Source organism: Microbulbifer magnicolonia, assembly GCF_035117725.1.
GTDB classification, from domain to species: Bacteria; Pseudomonadota; Gammaproteobacteria; order Pseudomonadales; family Cellvibrionaceae; genus Microbulbifer; species Microbulbifer magnicolonia.
In genome coordinates, this window is record NZ_JAYEFD010000001.1 from 527,996 (window position 1) to 544,182 (window position 16,187).

13 protein-coding genes are annotated in these 16,187 nt (G+C 63.9%); 5 read left to right on the top strand and 8 right to left on the bottom strand.

What is annotated here, in order from left to right:
- Positions 1-8: 8 nt before the first annotated feature.
- On the top strand, positions 9-896 hold the full coding sequence (locus tag RRF64_RS02350) for a F0F1 ATP synthase subunit gamma (RefSeq protein ID WP_323844213.1): 888 nt from the start codon (positions 9-11) through the stop codon (positions 894-896).
- The gene (locus RRF64_RS02355; protein ID WP_323844214.1) at positions 893-1,642 is read left to right on the top strand and encodes a ZIP family metal transporter; all 750 of its coding nucleotides are present in this window, start codon (positions 893-895) and stop codon (positions 1,640-1,642) included. The genes RRF64_RS02350 and RRF64_RS02355 overlap by 4 nt, the downstream gene beginning before the upstream one ends.
- Before the next feature lie 30 nt (positions 1,643-1,672).
- Here RRF64_RS02355 and RRF64_RS02360 read toward each other — a convergent pair whose 3' ends face one another.
- The 7 genes from RRF64_RS02360 to RRF64_RS02390 all read right to left on the bottom strand — a co-directional run bounded on the left by RRF64_RS02360 (position 1,673) and on the right by RRF64_RS02390 (position 8,900).
- The gene (locus RRF64_RS02360) at positions 1,673-2,791 is read right to left on the bottom strand and encodes a glutaredoxin domain-containing protein (RefSeq protein ID WP_323844215.1); all 1,119 of its coding nucleotides are present in this window, start codon (positions 2,789-2,791) and stop codon (positions 1,673-1,675) included.
- Between the two features lie 114 nt (positions 2,792-2,905).
- Positions 2,906-3,181: an acyl carrier protein gene (locus tag RRF64_RS02365; RefSeq protein WP_323844216.1), complete on the bottom strand. Its 276-nt coding sequence runs from the start codon at positions 3,179-3,181 to the stop codon at positions 2,906-2,908.
- On the bottom strand, positions 3,178-4,371 hold the full coding sequence (locus RRF64_RS02370) for a dihydrolipoamide acetyltransferase family protein (RefSeq protein ID WP_323844217.1): 1,194 nt from the start codon (positions 4,369-4,371) through the stop codon (positions 3,178-3,180). Before RRF64_RS02370 ends, RRF64_RS02365 begins: the two co-directional genes overlap by 4 nt.
- A complete protein-coding gene (locus tag RRF64_RS02375) occupies positions 4,364-5,344 on the bottom strand; it encodes an alpha-ketoacid dehydrogenase subunit beta (RefSeq protein ID WP_323844218.1) in 981 nt (326 codons plus the stop codon). Before RRF64_RS02375 ends, RRF64_RS02370 begins: the two co-directional genes overlap by 8 nt.
- A 126-nt stretch (positions 5,345-5,470) precedes the next feature.
- On the bottom strand, positions 5,471-6,454 hold the full coding sequence (pdhA, locus tag RRF64_RS02380) for a pyruvate dehydrogenase (acetyl-transferring) E1 component subunit alpha (protein WP_323844219.1): 984 nt from the start codon (positions 6,452-6,454) through the stop codon (positions 5,471-5,473).
- Positions 6,455-8,224: an acetate--CoA ligase gene (acsA, locus tag RRF64_RS02385; RefSeq protein ID WP_323844220.1), complete on the bottom strand. Its 1,770-nt coding sequence runs from the start codon at positions 8,222-8,224 to the stop codon at positions 6,455-6,457.
- Positions 8,225-8,273: 49 nt separating this feature from the next.
- Positions 8,274-8,900, bottom strand: coding sequence for a Crp/Fnr family transcriptional regulator (locus tag RRF64_RS02390; protein WP_323844221.1), 627 nt, complete (start codon positions 8,898-8,900; stop codon positions 8,274-8,276).
- A gap of 73 nt (positions 8,901-8,973) precedes the next feature.
- Between RRF64_RS02390 and RRF64_RS02395 the strand changes: the two genes are divergently transcribed.
- Together RRF64_RS02395 and RRF64_RS02400 are read left to right on the top strand one after the other, a co-directional pair.
- Positions 8,974-11,682: a cation-translocating P-type ATPase gene (locus tag RRF64_RS02395; protein ID WP_323844222.1), complete on the top strand. Its 2,709-nt coding sequence runs from the start codon at positions 8,974-8,976 to the stop codon at positions 11,680-11,682.
- A gap of 3 nt (positions 11,683-11,685) precedes the next feature.
- Positions 11,686-12,234 carry a cytochrome b gene (locus RRF64_RS02400; RefSeq protein WP_323844223.1) on the top strand — a complete coding sequence of 183 codons (549 nt, stop codon included), beginning with the start codon at positions 11,686-11,688 and terminating at the stop codon, positions 12,232-12,234.
- Positions 12,235-12,518: 284 nt separating this feature from the next.
- Here the strand turns inward: RRF64_RS02400 and ppsA are convergent, their stop codons facing one another.
- Positions 12,519-14,960 (bottom strand): phosphoenolpyruvate synthase, encoded by a 2,442-nt coding sequence (gene ppsA, locus RRF64_RS02405; protein WP_323844224.1) that lies wholly within the window; start codon positions 14,958-14,960, stop codon positions 12,519-12,521.
- Between the two features lie 220 nt (positions 14,961-15,180).
- Between ppsA and RRF64_RS02410 the strand changes: the two genes are divergently transcribed.
- Positions 15,181-16,170, top strand: coding sequence for a universal stress protein (locus RRF64_RS02410; RefSeq protein WP_323844225.1), 990 nt, complete (start codon positions 15,181-15,183; stop codon positions 16,168-16,170).
- Positions 16,171-16,187: the final 17 nt, after the last annotated feature.

A 16,187-nucleotide genomic window follows, 5' to 3' on the forward strand; every position in this document is an offset into this window, starting at 1 on the left:
GGCGGGCGGTGAGCCGCCGGCACGAGCTGCTGCGCCACGGGCAGCAGCTCGGTGAGACGCGCGAGATTGTCAGCGCCATGAAGGCCATGGCCTTTATCGAGGTGCGTCGCCTGGGGCGCTTCCTCGACAGCCAGCGGCGCGTGGTGGACACCCTGCGCGCTGTCGCGGCGGACTTTCTCAGCTTCTATCCGCAGGCACTGCCGCCGCAGCCGCGGCAACTGCGCCGCGTCTACCTGCTGGTCGGCTCCGAGCGCGGCTTCTGCGGCAACTTCAACGAAAGTCTGCTCCAGCGTTTGCAGCAATGCGTCGCCGGCCAGCGAGGGGAAGCCGCGCGCGACAGTTTCGGCCTTATTGGCTGGGGGCAGAAGCTGGGCGCCCAGTTGGAGGGCCACCCGCAGCTGTTGGCGTCCGTGGAGGGCGCCGCGGTGCTGGATGAGGTGGGCGGTCGACTGTTGCCACTGGTGCGGCGACTGGCCGACCTGCAAGCCGGAAGTGCCCTGGCGCTTGCGGTGATCTACCACGACGCCGAGCGGCGGGACGTGATCGTGCGCGAACTGTTGCCGCCGTTTGCCACGCTGCGTCATGCGCCGCAACAGTTTCCCTTTGCGCCGCAGCTCAATCTGGCACCGCGTGCTTTTCTGCTGGAACTGGTGGAGCAGTACCTGTTCGCTGCGCTGCACGAAATACTCTATGTCTCGCTGATGGCGGAGAACCAGCAGCGCATGCAGCACCTGGATGGCGCGCAGCGCCATCTGGACGAAAAACTCGAGGCGCTGCGCCGCCGGGGCAACCAGCTGCGCCAGGAGGAGATTACCGAGGAGATCGAAGTGATACTGCTGAACGCGGACAGCGCCAAACTGCCGCCGCAGAACAAACCGCGCGAGGGCGAGCCGTGAGCGCAGACGGCCTCGGCTGGATTCTCGCCGGTGGTCTGTTGATGAGCGCCGTCGCCATGGTGGGTGGCGTCACAGTGCTGATGAAGCCCGCCACCCTCGAGCGCATACTGTTGCCGCTGGTATCGCTGGCAGCCGCGACGCTGCTCGGCGGCGCCTTCTTCCATATGCTGCCGGAGGGGTTGCAAGCCCTGGATCCGCTCACGGCGGCGGCCTGGCTGGTGGCGGGCTTCAGCGCCTTTCTGCTGCTCGAGCAGCTGCTGCACTGGCACCACTCCCACAGTGCACGGGAAGCGCGGCACCAGCCGGTGATCTATTTGATTCTGCTCGGTGACGCCATCCACAACTTTATCGGCGGCCTCGCCGTTGCCAGCACCTTCCTGATCGATCCCCGCGCCGGAATCTCCGCCTGGATTGCCGCTGTCGCGCACGAAGTGCCGCAGGAGCTGGGCGACTTCGGTGTGCTGGTGCACGGCGGCTGGTCGCGCCGCCGCGCGCTGCTGTGGAACGTGTTGTCCGCGCTCACTTTTCCGCTGGGCGCACTGCTGGCCTACGGGGTGTCCCGCCATTTCGATGTCGCCTGGCTGATGCTGTTCGGCGCGGGCAATTTCATCTATATCGCCGCATCGGATTTGATTCCGGAAATAAAGCAGCAGGCCCACCTCGGACCGGTCGCGGTGCACTTCGTATTCTTTGCCCTGGGGCTTGCGCTGATGTACGCACTGGCCTGCTGCTTGATACTTCAGTAACGGTATACGCGTCTGCTAATCCTACAGCAGCTAGATAAGCAGCTGCGGAAACAGCAGCATAATCGCGCCCAGAAACAGCATCACCAGACCGCTCAATAATTTCAGCCAGCGCCCGGCAGGCTCCGACAATTTGCGGCCGCCGAGCGCGATGACTGCGAGTGTCACCATCAGCGCGTCGTCGGCGATATAGGCGAGGATATAGAGCGCCAGATAGCCGTAGTGGGCCGGCGTGCTCAGGTCCTGCTGGGCGAGCACCGCCGTGTAGATGGCCGGCAGGCCGGCGGTGCACAGCAATTCGATGAAGTTGACCAGCACGGCCAGAACGGCGACACCCAGCAGCGACGACATCAGCGTGTCCGCCCGCAGTATTTCGCGCACCCGTGCATAGAGACCCGGTCGGGCGGATTCGGGAATCGACAGGAGATAGCCGCTACCGGTGCGGAAAAAGTCGCGCAGATTGAATACACCGATGGCCAGCGCGATAAGAGCCAGCAGCCAGCGCAGCAGGTCGGACAAGCCCACCAGCAGGAACAGGTTCAGCCAGGCGGCCATGAAGGCGTAGTAGACAGCGCCGCTCACCAGTACAAAGGTGCCGGCGATCAGTGCCATGCGGCGGCGGTCCTCGAGTCGCACCAGTATCGACAGCAGAAACAGCAGCACCCACATGGCGCAGGGATTGAAACCGTCGATCAGTCCGAGGGCGATGGTGAACAGCGGCAGGCCGAGTTCGGCGACACTCAGGTCGCCAAAGCCTGCCGCTTCAGTCTTTCCCGGCGGTTTGGTGCCTCCGTCCACCAGGGCGGCCAGTTGCGGTCCGGTGACCTCGGGACTGACAAAGCCCACCAGCACCCGCCCATCGATCACGAAGGTGGGCACCCCCGGTGGCCACTCCCCGGCCCGGCGCGAGTGCCGCGCCAGGTCGTCGGCCGCGCGCGGGTCGTCGTCGAGCGAGCGGTAGACGATGCGCAGCTGCGGTCTCGCCCGCGCGAATTGCGGCAGGTATTTCTTGGCCTCGGCACAGTGGGGGCAGCCGTCGCGGACAAACACCTCGAGGACCTGGCTTGCCGGCTGTGCGTCGGCCGCGGTCGCGACCACCGGCGCGATCAGCATCAGGAGAATGTACAGTGCGGGCCGGAGTATGCCAGCCACGAGCTGCCACCACGGGGGATTCTTTCCATCCGACCCGCTAGTATTTCGATGCATAGAATTTCCTGCCTGACGGTTCCGCAAGTGGATCTCGCGTGAGCATTTCAGTGTCCGGAGCTATTCTCCGGACGCCCCGGATTCCAGGTGCTTCGATACATATTCAATGGCGCCATTCAGGCTCTGCAGTTCCGCGTAGTCTTTCTCCGGAATATCCATCTCGAATTCGTGTCCCAGGGCGATGGTGAAATTCAGGAAGTCCATCGAATCGAAATCGTACTGGTCGCGAATCGACACTGCCGGATCGAGCAGTCCGGGGTCGATATCCGGCGCCACCTGCAGCAGCTTCTCCAGCGTCAGGGCGCTTATTGCCTCTCTCGTCATGGCGGTGCTCATAGCTTTTCCGGCTCTTGTAACAGGCGCTCGATCTCCGCCAGGAAAATACCGCCGCGGTGGCCATCGCTGGCGCGGTGGTCGGCGGCGAGGCTGGCGTTGATGATGCGCCGCAGCGCCGGCTGGCCGTCCACCGGGCGGATTCTCTCGACGATCGCGCCGAAGCCGACGATCGCCAGTTGCGGCGGGTAGATAATCGGGAATACCGTTTCCACGCCCTGTTCTCCCAGGCTGGTCACCGTGATGGTGGCGCCCTGTAATTCCGAGCCGCGCAGGTGGCCGAGCCGGGCGCGATTCACCAGGTCGGCGAACGCCGGCATCAATTCGTTCAGCGTCTTGTCCCGCACATCGCGCAGGGCCGGCACCACCAGGCCGCCGCTGCGCAGTGAGATGGCCACGCCGATATGCACGTCGCCGTGCAGCTGCGCTGCGCCATCGGCGAAGAATCCGTTCAGCTCCGGGGTTTTTGCCAGCGCGCGTGCCACCGCCTTCAGCAGCAGTACCGCGTAGACCATACGCTCGGGCAGCGGCCGCGCGGCGTTGCGCGCCTCCAGCCAGCTCTGGGCGCGGGTAAAGTCGATGCTGGTGGACAGGTAGTAGTGGGGGATTTCCTGCTTCGAGCGCGCCATTGCCGCGGCGATGGCGCGGCGCATGCCGGTTTCGGCGGTCTCCACTCGATGCGTGGCCGTTTCCGCCGGCGCCGCCGGGCCGGCACTGCTCATAACATCTTCCAGCGTCACGGCGCCGCCGGGACCGGTGCCGCGAATGGCTTCGGGATCCAGCCCCAGTTCGCGCGCGCGCTGCCGCGCGGCGGGGGAGATACGCTTGCGCACCTTTGTCGCGGGTATTGCGGCGCCGGGCATCGTCGCTGAGGCTACTTCGCGGGCGGTGGCCACCGCTTGCTCATCTCGTTCAACTTTATGCTTTGCGGCTTTTGCCTTTTCAGTTTTTTCTTCGGCTTCGCCGCAAAAGGTCGCCAGCACCGTGCCCACCGGCACCTTCTCATCCGGCTGTACCAGGATTCTCTCGATGGTGCCCGGCTCGAAGATCTCGATATCGATAATGCCCTTGTCGGTTTCCACCGCGGCGACGATATCGCCTTTTTTTATTTTGTCGCCGGGCTTGACGAACCACTCCCGCAGCGTCGCGACTTCCATGTCCGCGCCGAGCGATGGCAGGCGGAACTCAGTCATTTTTCCCCATCACCTCGCGAACCTTGTCGACGATATTCTCCACCTGCGGCAGAGCCGCCTGCTCCAGGTGGCGGGGGTAGGGGATGGGCACTTCGGCAGTGCACACCCGCGAGAGCGGCGCATCCAGATCGTAGAAAGCCTGTTCGGCGATGCGCATCCCGATCTCCGCCGCCAGACTGCCACTGCGCCAGCCCTCGTCGACCATGACTGCGCGGCGGGTCTTGCGCGCAGAGGCGAGAATGGTCGCGTCGTCGAGCGGACGCAGGGAGCGCAGATCGATCACCTCGGCGTCTATACCGTTCAGTGCCAGCTGTTCCGCCGCCTCGAGCGCCTTGAAGAGGTTGCCGCCGTAACAGATCAGGCTGACGTCACTGCCCGGGCGGCGCACGGCGGCGCGGCGGATATCTTCAATGCGCACATCTTCCGCCAGTTCGCCCTCGCGATTGTAGAGCGCGTTATGCTCGAAAATGATCACCGGGTCCGGATCCTTCAGTGCCAGCCGCAGCATGCCGCGCATATCCTCCAGTGTTGCCGGGGCTATGACGCGCAGGCCGGGTACGTGGGCGTACCAGCACTCCAGGCTGTGGGAGTGCTGCGCGGCCAGCTGCCGGCCGGCACCGGTGGTCATGCGCAGGACGATGGGCACACTGAACTGCCCGCCGGACATATGGCGCAGGGTGGCGGCGGTGTTCACTATCTGGTCCAGGCACAGCAGGCTGAAGTTCACCGTCATCACCTCGACGATCGGGCGCATGCCGCCGAGCGCGGCACCGATACCCGCACCGACAAACGCGGACTCCGACAGCGGCGTATCGCGGATGCGCGCCTCGCCGAACTCCTGCAGCAGGCCCTGGCTGACCGCGTAGCAGCCGCCATAGCGGCCTACGTCCTCGCCCATCAGGAAGACGCGCTCGTCACCCTGCAGCGCCTCGCGCAGCGCGGCGCGCATGGCTTCGCGGTAGGTGGTTTTCATTCCATTAACCGTGATGATTTCCTGTAGGAGCGGCGGGGCGGCCATCCGCCGGTGGCCGCGATCGATCTTCGATGTATTCGGAAGGTCTGATCGCGGCCAACGGCCGCTCCTACAGGGTGGTTTCGATTAATTCGAATCGGTATACACATCCTTCATCAGGTCCTCTACCGGCTCCCAGTTTCCCGCTTCGGCGAAATCGACAGCCTTGCGGATTTCCTCCGCCACGGCATTCTCGATATCGGCGATATCCCCGCCGTCGATCACCTTCTGCGCCATCAGCTGCGCTGTCAGGGTGGCGACGGGGCACAACTGCTTCCACTGTTCCACCTCCTCCTTGCTGCGGTAGAGCTCCGGGTCGAACATGGAGTGGGCGCGGAAGCGGTAGGTGCGCATTTCCAGAAAGGCCGGGGCCTCTTCTGCGCGGATCTTTTTCACCGCGTCGCGCACCGCGGTGTTGACGGAAATTACGTCCATGCCGTCCACCGCGGCGGAATCGATGCCGTAGGCCGCGGCCTTCTGGTGAATGTCGGTGACCGATTCCGAGCGCGCCAGTGCGGTGCCCATGGCGTAGAGATTGTTCTCACACACGAACAGCACCGGCAGCTGCCAGAGGACGGCCAGGTTGAGGGACTCGTGAAACTCGCCCTCGGCCACCGCACCCTCACCGAAGAAGCAGGCGGTGATGCGCGGGCGCTTCTGCATCTTGTCCGCCAGCGCCAGTCCTATGGCCAGCGGCAGGCCGCCGGAGACGATGGCGTTGCCGCCGTAGAAACGTGTTTCGGCGTCGAACAGGTGCATGGAGCCGCCGCGACCGCGTGAGCAGCCCTCGCGCTTGCCGTACATCTCCGCCATGATCGCGTTCATCGAAATGCCGCGCAGCAGGGCGTGGCCGTGCTCGCGGTAGGTGGCGACCACGGCATCCTCCTCGCCGAGTTCCGCCATGGCGCCGGCGGCCACGGCTTCCTCGCCGATATACAGGTGCAGGAAGCCGCGGATCTTTTCCTGGCCGTAGAGTTCCGCGCATTTCTCCTCCATGCGGCGGACGCGGGTCATGTCTTTCAGCCAGCGCAGTCCCTGTTCGCGGCTCACCTGCGAAGGTCTTCCATTCATTTATCGACCTCCAGGGTGCTCCAGGGTGGAGGTGTCGCCCTCGGGCAGACCCAGCTCGCGCGCCTTCAGCAGCCGGCGCATGATCTTGCCGGAGCGGGTGCGCGGCAGCTGCGCGCGAATTTCGACTTCCCGCGGCGCCACCGCCGGGCCCAGGCGCTTGCGGGCAAGCGCGAGTATTTCCCGCTGCAGTGCCTCACTGGCTTCGAAGTCGGGCTTCAGTGACACGAAGGCTTTGACGATTTCCCCGGCCACCGCGTCGGGCACGCCGATGACCGCCGCCTCGGCCACCGCCGGATGCTCCATCAGTGCACTCTCCACTTCGAAGGGACCGATCAGGTGCCCGGAGGATTTGATCACGTCGTCGGCGCGGCCGACGAACCAGAAATAGCCATCTCGGTCGCGGCGGGCGAGGTCGCCGGTCAGGTACCAGTCGCCGCGAAAACATTGTTGGTAACGCGCCTCCTCGTGCAGGTAGCCGCGGAACATCGACGGCCAGCCGCGCTTCAGCGCCAGTTCGCCCTCGCGATCGGGCGCGTCGATGACTTCCACGGCGCCGTCTGCCCGCGCGCGCACTATGGCGGCCTCGATCCCCGGCAGTGGCCGCCCCATGGAGCCGGGGCGGATGGGCTGGCTGAGAAAGTTGGCGATCATGATGCCGCCGGTCTCCGTCTGCCACCAGTTGTCGTGGAAGGGCAGACCGAAGGCCTCCTGCCCCCAGAGCACCGCCTCTGGATTGAGCGGCTCGCCGACGCTGGCCATAAAGCGCAGTTTCGGCAGTGCATACTGCCGCGGCAGCTCGGCGCCGTATTTCATCATCATGCGCACCGCGGTCGGTGCGGTGTACCAGACACTGACGCGCTGATCGCGCAGGATTCCGTACCAGCGCTCTGGTTCGAATTCCGCGCGGTCGACGATCATGGTCGCGCCGATGGTGAGCGGCGCGATAATGCCGTAGCTGGTGCCGGTAACCCAGCCGGGGTCGGCCGTGCACCAGAAAATATCCTGCGGGTGCAGATCCAGCGCCAGGCGCGCGCTGGCGTGGTGGGCGACCACCGCCCGGTGCACGTGAATGGCCCCCTTGGGTTTGCCGGTGGTGCCACTGGTGAAATGCAGCAGTGCCGGATCCTCGGGATCCGTACTGTCGATGGTGAAACTGGCCGCGGCGCCGTCCAGCAGCTGCTCAAAATCGAGTGTGTCGTCGGGCAGTTCGCCCTGCCGTGTTTCACGGACCAGCAGGACATGCAGCAGCTGTGGCAGCGAATCCCGCAGCGCTGCGACTTTGCGCCGGTAGAGGGCCTCGGTGGTCACCAACACCTTCGCCTCGCCGATGGAGAGGCGCGCCTGCAGCGGCTCGGGCCCGAAGGCGGAGAACAGCGGACAGAAGACACTGCCGTTCTTCAGCGTGCCGAGGGCGGCGATATAGAGTGGTGGTACCCGATCACAGAGTGCGAAAACACGCTCGCCTTTGCGCACGCCGAGACCGCGCAGCACATTGGCGAAGCGGTTGCTCAGCCGGCTCAGATCGGCGTAACTGAAATCCGTCGCCGCACCGTCTTTGTCCAGCCAGCGCAGCGCCAGGTGGTCAGCGCGCTCGCCGGCGGCGTGGCGATCCACCGCTTCATGGGCGATATTGAGGCCGCCGCCGGGCAGGCCGTCCAACATGTCCAGCTCGTGTTCCCAGGAAAAATTCTCCCGCGCCGCTTTGTAATCCAGCAGATTGGGAATCAGCTCCCAGTCTTCACTGTTTTTCCGCATCGTTTGTCGGGCCATTATTCTTTTGCCGGTTTTCCCCGTGAACATGCCCGCGTGGCAGACACACTCAACGTCCGGTGCTTTTCAGTTCCGCGACCATCTGGATGAGCTCCAGGATCCTCCGGGCCAACTCGCGGGATAGATTGATCAGCAGTACGCCGAAGTCCAGCGGTCTTTCGCAGTGCAGGGTGTAAAACAGATTTGACGTTACCTCCAACACGTAGCTATCACTGGCGGCTATCGTTGTTCCCGGCCACGGCGTTAGCGCGATCATGCTGACGAAGCCTATCGCCTCGCCGCAATGGAAATCGTAGATATGCTCGCCGTGATTTTTCGACCCTTGATAGTAGGCAAGTGCACCTTTAAGGACGATATAGAAGGAACCCGAGGGATCGCCGGCTTCGACTAAAGTCTCGCCTTTGCGCAGCGCGTGAATACGCCCATTTTTAAGCAGATAAGCGATCGCGTCGTCAGGCAGGGCACCGAATGCCGCGGCATCTTTCAGATAGTCGACGCCGAGTTCGTCCAGTAAAAGCTCACCATCAAGCTGTCGCATGGCAGCCTTCTCAATCGCGTGATCATTGAGGCCAGCAGTCCATTCCTGAAGTATGGGCCAGTGGTGGCGGTTATGCGTTGCCCGGGGAGTGGAGTCTGCCGGGACACTTACCGGCATGCGGTCCGGCGGTGCGGCCATAAAATGTTTTTCGACTAATGTTGCAGAATCTGTGCTGTAAACAGTTTTCCTGCCGGATGCCGCAAACGCCTCTATGACAAATCTCGACAGCCAGCGCCAGTGGCAATGCCTGCCGCCGACGGAAGTCGCCGCGCGGCTCGGCAGTGGCGATGCGGGGCTGTCCGGCGCGGAGGCGGAGCGTCGCCTTGCCAGCTATGGCAGCAACGCGCTGCCGCTGCCGCGGCTGCCGGGATTTCCGCGCCTGCTCCTGCGCCAGTTCGTCAGCCCGCTGATCTATGTGCTGCTGGCGGCTATGCTGGTTTCCCTCAGTGTCGGCAAGCTTGCTGACGCCACCTTTATCGGCCTGATACTGCTGCTCAATGCGCTGATCGGCGCGCTGCAGGAATATCATGCGCACCGCAGCGCCCAGGCACTGCGCAAGCTGATGGTCAGCCGTGCGCGGGTAATACGCGACGGGGAGACCGGCGAGATTGCGGCGGAGGAACTGGTGCCCGGCGACCTGGTGTTGCTGACTTCCGGCGACCGGGTGCCCGCCGATCTGCGCCTGCTGGAATCCACGGGGCTGGAGGTGGACGAATCGGTGCTCACCGGCGAGTCCCTGCCGGTGTACAAGGACAGCGCGGCCCTGTGCGACGCCGACACACCGGTGGCGGAGCGGATCAACCAGTGTTTCGCCGGCAGTTTGGTGTCGGCCGGGCGCGCCCGCGGGCTGGTGACCGCCACCGGCCTGCACACGGAAATGGGCAAGCTGAGCCTGAGCCTGGAATCCGCGGAGACGGTGAAGCCGCCGCTGTTTCAGCGCATCGAACGTTTCAGCAAGAAACTCACCATTGCCCTGCTGGCCACGGTGGCGATTCTGGCGCTGCTCGAGCTGGCGCGGGACACACCGCCGCTGGTGATCTTTATGACGGCGGTGGCGCTGGCCGTGTCGGCGATTCCGGAGGGGCTGCCGATGGCGCTGACGGTAGTGCTGTCCATCGCCACCCGGCGCATGGTCAAGCGCCATGTGATCGTGCGCAAGCTGGTGGCGGTGGAGAGCCTCGGCTCCTGCACCGTGATCGCCGCCGACAAGACCGGCACCCTGACCGAGAACCAACTGACCGCGCGCGAGCTGGCCTTCTGTGACGGTGGCGCCTTTACCGTCGACGGTGGCAGCCTGCCGGCGGAAAAGGATCCACCTATAGAAGATCACGAGCTGGTGGCGAGGGTCGCGCGGGTCGCGGCCCTGTGCAACGAGGCGGAACTGCACCCGCTCGACAACGGGCAGTGGCACAGCAGTGGCGACGCAGTGGACCAGGCGCTGCTGGTGCTGGCGCACAAGACCGGCTACGGGCGACACAGGCTGCTGCGCGTCCATCCGCTGCAGGCACAGATTCACTACGAACCGGCGCTGGGCTATGCGGCGACAATGCACCGCGATTCAGCGGGCGACGGCGGGCCGGCCGGCGGCCGGCTGGTTTGCGTAAAAGGCGCGCTGGAGAAACTGCTGCCCATGTGCAGCCGCATGGCCACCGCCGACGGCGATGTGCCCCTGGACAGTGAGCGCGCCCTGGCGCAGATGCAGCGGCTGGCGGAGCGGGGCGCGCGGGTGCTGGCGCTGGCGGAGGGCAGTCTGCGCGATGTGGAAACCGTTGCCCCCGAGCAGCTGCAGGATCTCTGCCTGCTGGGGCTGGTGGGCATGTTCGATCCACTGCGCCCGGAGGCGGCCGGCGCCGTGGCCAGGTGCCGGGAGGCGGGCATCCACGTCTGCATGCTGACCGGCGACCATCCGCACACGGCGCTCAGTATTGCGCGGGAACTGCAACTGGCGGATGAACAGGACAGGGCGGTCACCGGTGCCGAGCTGGCGCGGGCCGAAGCGGCGGGATCGCAGGCATTGGACGCGCTGACTGCCGACACCCGCGTCTACGCGCGTGTATCGCCGGAGCAGAAGCTGACCATAGTGCAGTCGCTGCAGCGCCAGGGAGAGTTTGTCGCCGTGACCGGCGACGGCGTCAACGATGCGCCGGCGCTGAACAGCGCCCACGTCGGTGTGGCCATGGGCGAGCGCGGCACCGAAGTGGCGAAGGAATCCGCCGACCTGCTGCTGGCCGACGACAACTTCGCCTCAGTGGTGGCCGGTGTCGAGGAGGGGCGCATCGCCTACCGGAATATCCGCAAGGTCATTTTCTTCCTGATCTCCACCGGCGCCGCCGAAGTCATGCTGTTTGTGCTGACCACCGCGTTTGGCCTGCCACTGCCACTGACGCCGGTGCAGCTGCTGTGGCTGAACCTGGTGACCAACAGCGTGCAGAGTATCGGCCTGGCACTGGAGCCGGGGGAGGGCGACGAGATGCAGCGGCCGCCGCGCCCGCCGAAAGAGTCGCTGTTCGATCCGCTGATGCTGCGCCGGGTGATCACCTCCGGACTGGTGATGGGCGGCCTCGCCTTCAGCTGCTTTTACCTGCTGCTGCAACAGGGCTGGGAGGTGGAAGCCGCGCGCAACAGCGTACTGCTGCTGATGGTGCTGTTCGAGAATGTGCAGGTATTCAACAGCCGCTCCGAGAGCCGTTCGATATTCCGCCAGCCGTTTTTTTCCAACCCGATTTTGCTGCTGGGCACCCTGGCGGCGCAGGGGCTACACATCCTGTCGCTCTACTCACCGCTGATGCAGCAGGTACTCGGCGTATCCCCGGTGAGCGCGGAACAGTGGCTGCTGTTACTGGCGGTGGCGCTGCTGCAGTTGCTGGCGATGGAACTATTGTTGATTGCTAAATGGTTCAAAAAATCAGATTCAGGATGAAAAATGAAGAGCAACGTTGAAAGCTGGCACCCCTTGAGCAAGGGGCTGCACTGGTTGATCGCCATTTTGATTCTGTGTGCCTGGGCTTCTGTGGAACTACATGAGCTCTATCAGAAAGGCAATCCAATGCGTGAATGGTGGGAATACCTGCACTTCACCATCGGTTTTAGCATATTGCTGCTCGCTCTGCTGCGCTTCTATTGGCGCATCACTCACCCCCGACCAAAACTTTTCGGCGGCCGCTGGCAACGCAAGTTCTCGCTATTGGTGCAGGGACTTCTATATCTACTGATGTTGGCCATGCCAGTGACCGGCATCGCGATGCGTCAGTACGCCGGCAAGGAAACACCTCTGTTCTGGCTGTTCGACCTGCCGCCGCTGGTGGGAAAGAATACCGATATGGCCGAGTGGCTGGCATTCATGCATAAGGATTTGCTCTGGAATCTAATGCTGGCGCTGCTGGTGGTCCATGTCGCCGGTGCACTTTGGCACCATTTTGTCGTGCGCGACGATACGTTGCGGCATATGTTGCCTTGGATAAAAGGCGACTGAAGGGATGTGAATAAACCAATTGCGTGGCGCCTGGTGGCTTTGCGGCATTTGTTGGGGTGGAGCTGCTGTTGCTATTCAACAAATTGTGCGGCCACCTGCACCTGTAGGGGTGGTCCGTGGCCGCGATCGGCGTTTGGCGTTTTCGGTGAGATCGTTCGCGGCCAAGGGCCGCTCCTACAGGTGGCTTATTGAAGCAGAGGTTTCGTTTTATTCTGTAGGAGCGGTCCTTGGCCGCGATCGATGTCCGGAATATTCGAAATATTGCCGACTCGCACCATCCGCACTTACTGAGATTTTCCCATCGCTCGCTCTATGGCCACGACCCGCTCGATCGTGCGCAACAGCGCATCCGGACTGAGGCTGATGGAATCGATACCCAGCTTCACCAGGTACTCCGCCACCTCCGGATAATTTGACGGCGCCTCGCCGCAGATGCCGGCGGGAATGCCGTTGCGCTGTGCGCCCTCGACCGCCTGGCGGATCATCTCCAGCACACCGGGATCCCGCTCGTCGAAATCGAAGGCGACGATATCCGAATCCCGGTCGACACCCAGCACCAGCTGGGTCAGGTCGTTGGAGCCGATAGAGATACCGTCGAACAGCTGGCTGAAGGCGTCTATCTGCACCACATTGTTGGGGATCTCGCACATCACGTAGATCTCCAGACCGTTTTCACCGGGCCTCAGGCCGTGCTCGGTCATGGCCTGCAGTACTTTCTCTCCCTCGGGGATGCGGCGGCAGAACGGAATCATCACCTTGATATTCGTGAGCCCCATCTCCTCGCGCGCGCGCGCGAGCGCCGCGCACTCCAGCGCGAATCCCTCCGCGTAGGCCGGGTGCGCGTAGCGCGATGCGCCGCGAAAACCGAGCATCGGGTTTTCCTCGCGCGGTTCGAAGGAGGCGCCGCCGATCAGGCGGGCGTATTCATTGGTCTTGAAATCCGATGTGCGCACTATGACCGGGCGCGGATAGAAGGCGGCGGCGATGGTGCCTATACCCTCGGACAGCTTCTGTATAAAAAAGTCGGCACCGCTGGCGTAGTGCTCCGTCAGCGCGGCGATGCGCCGGCGCTCTGTCTCATCCTCGACCCGGTCCGGGCACGCCAGCGCCATCGGGTGCGCCTTGATATGCTCGGATACGATGAATTCCATGCGCGCGAGACCGATGCCGTCGCAGGGCAGGGCGCTGAGCCGGAAAGCCTGCTCGGGACTGCCCAGGTTGATCATGATTCTGGTGTCGGGCCTGGGCACATCGTCCAGCTCGATGGTCTCGACATCGAAGGGGATATCCCCGGCATAGACCCGCCCGACGTCGCCCTCCGCACAGGACAGAGTAACCTCCACCCCGTCCCGCAGTTGCCCGCCATGGGCACCTATGCCAACCACGGCGGGAATACCGAATTCCCGCGCCACTATGGCCGCGTGGCAGGTGCGGCCGCCGCGCTCGGTCACCAGCGCCGCGGCGCGACGCATCGCCGGGCCCCAGTCCGGGCTGGTACTTTCGGCGAACAGCACCTCGCCGTCCTTGAACTTCACCAGCTCGTCGGCGCTGTTGATCCGGCGCAGTTTGCCGCTGGCGATACCCGCGCCTATCGCGCGCCCCTCGGCGAGCAGCGCTTCCCTGTCCGGCTTGTCGCGGAACCGGTGTCGTTCCAACTGGTTGCGCGGCTTCTGTGACGCCACGGTTTCCGGGCGCGCCTGCAGCAAATACAGCTGCTCGTCGTCGCCGTCCTTGGCCCACTCGATATCCATCGGGCAGTCGTCGCCGCGCTGCGCGCTGTAGTGCTTTTCGGTCTTGATGGCGTAATCCGCCAGCGTCAGCACCTCGTCGTCGCTGAGGCTGTAGTGCCGGCGGCGCGCGTCGGGCGTGTCGATATTGTGCAGTTCCTGGCTGTTCAGATCCTCGTCGCACACCAGCGTCTGCTGTTTGGCGCCCAGCTGGCGGCGCAGCACACAGCGGTGGCCTTGCTCGAAGGTGGGCTTGTGCACGAAAAACTCGTCCGGATCCACGGTGCCCTGCACGATATTCTCGCCGAGGCCGAAGGCGGAATTGATAAACACCACGTCGCGGAAGCCGCTGTCAGTATCCAGGGTGAACATGACCCCGCTGGAGGCCAGGTCCGCCCGCACCATTTTCATCACCGCGATGGCGAGGTAGACCTTGAAGTGGTCGAAACCGTTGCGCTCGCGGTAGCTGATGGCGCGCTCGGTAAACAGCGAGGCGAAGCAGCGCCGGCAGGCGTCGAGCAGGCCATCCTTGTCACCGATGTTGAGGAAGCTGTCGTGCTGGCCGGCAAAGCTGGCGTTCGGCAGATCCTCCGCCGTGGCGGAACTGCGCACGGCGACGCGCAGTTGCGGGCCGTACTGTTCGCACAGTTCTACGTAGGCGCTAGCAATCTCCCGCGCCAGGTCGTCCGGCAGCCCCGCCTCGTACACGAGTTTTCGGGCCTGCGCGGCGGCTTTGCCCAGCTGGTCGCTGTCAGCGTTGCTGATGTCGTGCAACAGTTCGCGCAGCGGCTCCCCGGCCCCGGCGTGGTCGAGCACGGTGCGATAGGCGGCGGCGGTAATGGTAAAGCCATTCGGTACGCGGATTCCCTGTGGCGCCAGGTTCCGGTACATCTCGCCCAGGGAGGCGGCTTTGCCACCCACCTCGGCAATGTCGGTGAGACCCGTGTGTTCGAACCAGCGAATATAGCGACTCTCCGCCATGGCTATCGCATTTCCCAATTTGGCCGCTCTTTCAACCCGACATGAACCGCGGTTTTCCACCTCTGACCATAGCCGAGCTAAGCTCTGAATGCGTTTGCAAATATCGGATTTCACTAGTGCAGGGGTTGGTAATAACAACAGGGTGACCATACCCGCGCCAATAACACCGCCGGCATCTGCAACTTCCATCAATTTCACGTGACCGCGCTGTGCCCATTGCGGGCAGGGGGAAACAGTCATGCCATTCAAACACATACTATTGCCGCTCGACGGCTCCTCCATGGCCGAGGAGGCCATCGCCCACGCCCTGGTGATCGCGCGCAACAGCGCCGCTGAAATCCACCTGCTGCATGTGCAGAAGTCCCAGTCCCGTACCGATGAGCAGAGTATCGATCCGGTCGACTGGCGGCTGCGCCGGGCGGAGTTGCGCAGCTACCTGAACCAGCTGGCGGAACGCATTTCCGAACAAGATATACCGGTGACGCTTTCCATCGTGGAGGGGCGGCCGGCAGAGCAGATTGTCGAGTTCTGTGAAGACCACAAAATCGATCTGATCGTGTTCACCGCCTACGGCAGAGGCGGGCTCAGCCGTTTTGACTTCGGCAGCACCGCACAAAAGGTCTTCAGCGGTTCCGGGCGCTCCTTCATGATTGTGCGGCCGGGGGAGAGGCCGGCTGAGGACCGCGAAACAGGCTATCGACGCATTCTGGTGTCCATGGACGGCTCCCCCCGTTCCGAGTGGGTGGCCTGCCAGGTCGCGACCATGATGCGCGGGCAGGAGGCGGAGCTGATTCTGCTGCAGGTCATCGCGGTGCCGGAAATGCCACGGCGCATGCCGATCACGCGCGAGGAACACGCCACGCGGGAAAAGTTTGTCGAGTGCAACCGCCGCGCTGCCCAGGCCTACCTGGAAGAAATCGCCCGGCAACTGCAGAACGGCCTCAAGGTTCGCCCACTGCTGCTGGTAGCCCAGAATGTCGCCGAGCGCATTTACGCCACCGCGGCTGCGGAGGGCGCGGACCTGATCGCCATGAGTGCCCACGACTGGCAGAGCGGAGCCCAGCAGGTCACCGGCACCGTTTGTCACACCGTGATGTGTCAAAGCGACCTGCCGGTACTGGTCTTCCAGGACCTGCCCGAAGCCCAGCTGCAGGCACTGCGCGCAGGCGGTGAGGTCTGCCAGATACGCCACCCGACACTGCCGGAAAATAGCTCTGTTCAGCAATGAAACTGCGACGCGGGAAA

Excerpts from the sequence above, each read along its gene's own strand:
- RRF64_RS02365 (WP_323844216.1), bottom strand. The coding sequence starts at position 3,181 with ATGAGCACCGCCATGACGAGAGAGGCAATAAGCGCCCTGACGCTGGAG.
- RRF64_RS02370 (WP_323844217.1), bottom strand. The coding sequence starts at position 4,371 with ATGACTGAGTTCCGCCTGCCATCGCTCGGCGCGGACATGGAAGTCGCG.
- RRF64_RS02375 (WP_323844218.1), bottom strand. The coding sequence starts at position 5,344 with ATGAAAACCACCTACCGCGAAGCCATGCGCGCCGCGCTGCGCGAGGCG.
- pdhA (WP_323844219.1), bottom strand. The coding sequence starts at position 6,454 with ATGAATGGAAGACCTTCGCAGGTGAGCCGCGAACAGGGACTGCGCTGG.
- acsA (WP_323844220.1), bottom strand. The coding sequence starts at position 8,224 with ATGGCCCGACAAACGATGCGGAAAAACAGTGAAGACTGGGAGCTGATT.
- RRF64_RS02390 (WP_323844221.1), bottom strand. The coding sequence starts at position 8,900 with ATGGCCGCACCGCCGGACCGCATGCCGGTAAGTGTCCCGGCAGACTCC.
- RRF64_RS02395 (WP_323844222.1), top strand. The coding sequence starts at position 8,974 with ATGACAAATCTCGACAGCCAGCGCCAGTGGCAATGCCTGCCGCCGACG.
- RRF64_RS02400 (WP_323844223.1), top strand. The coding sequence starts at position 11,686 with ATGAAGAGCAACGTTGAAAGCTGGCACCCCTTGAGCAAGGGGCTGCAC.
- RRF64_RS02410 (WP_323844225.1), top strand. The coding sequence starts at position 15,181 with ATGCCATTCAAACACATACTATTGCCGCTCGACGGCTCCTCCATGGCC.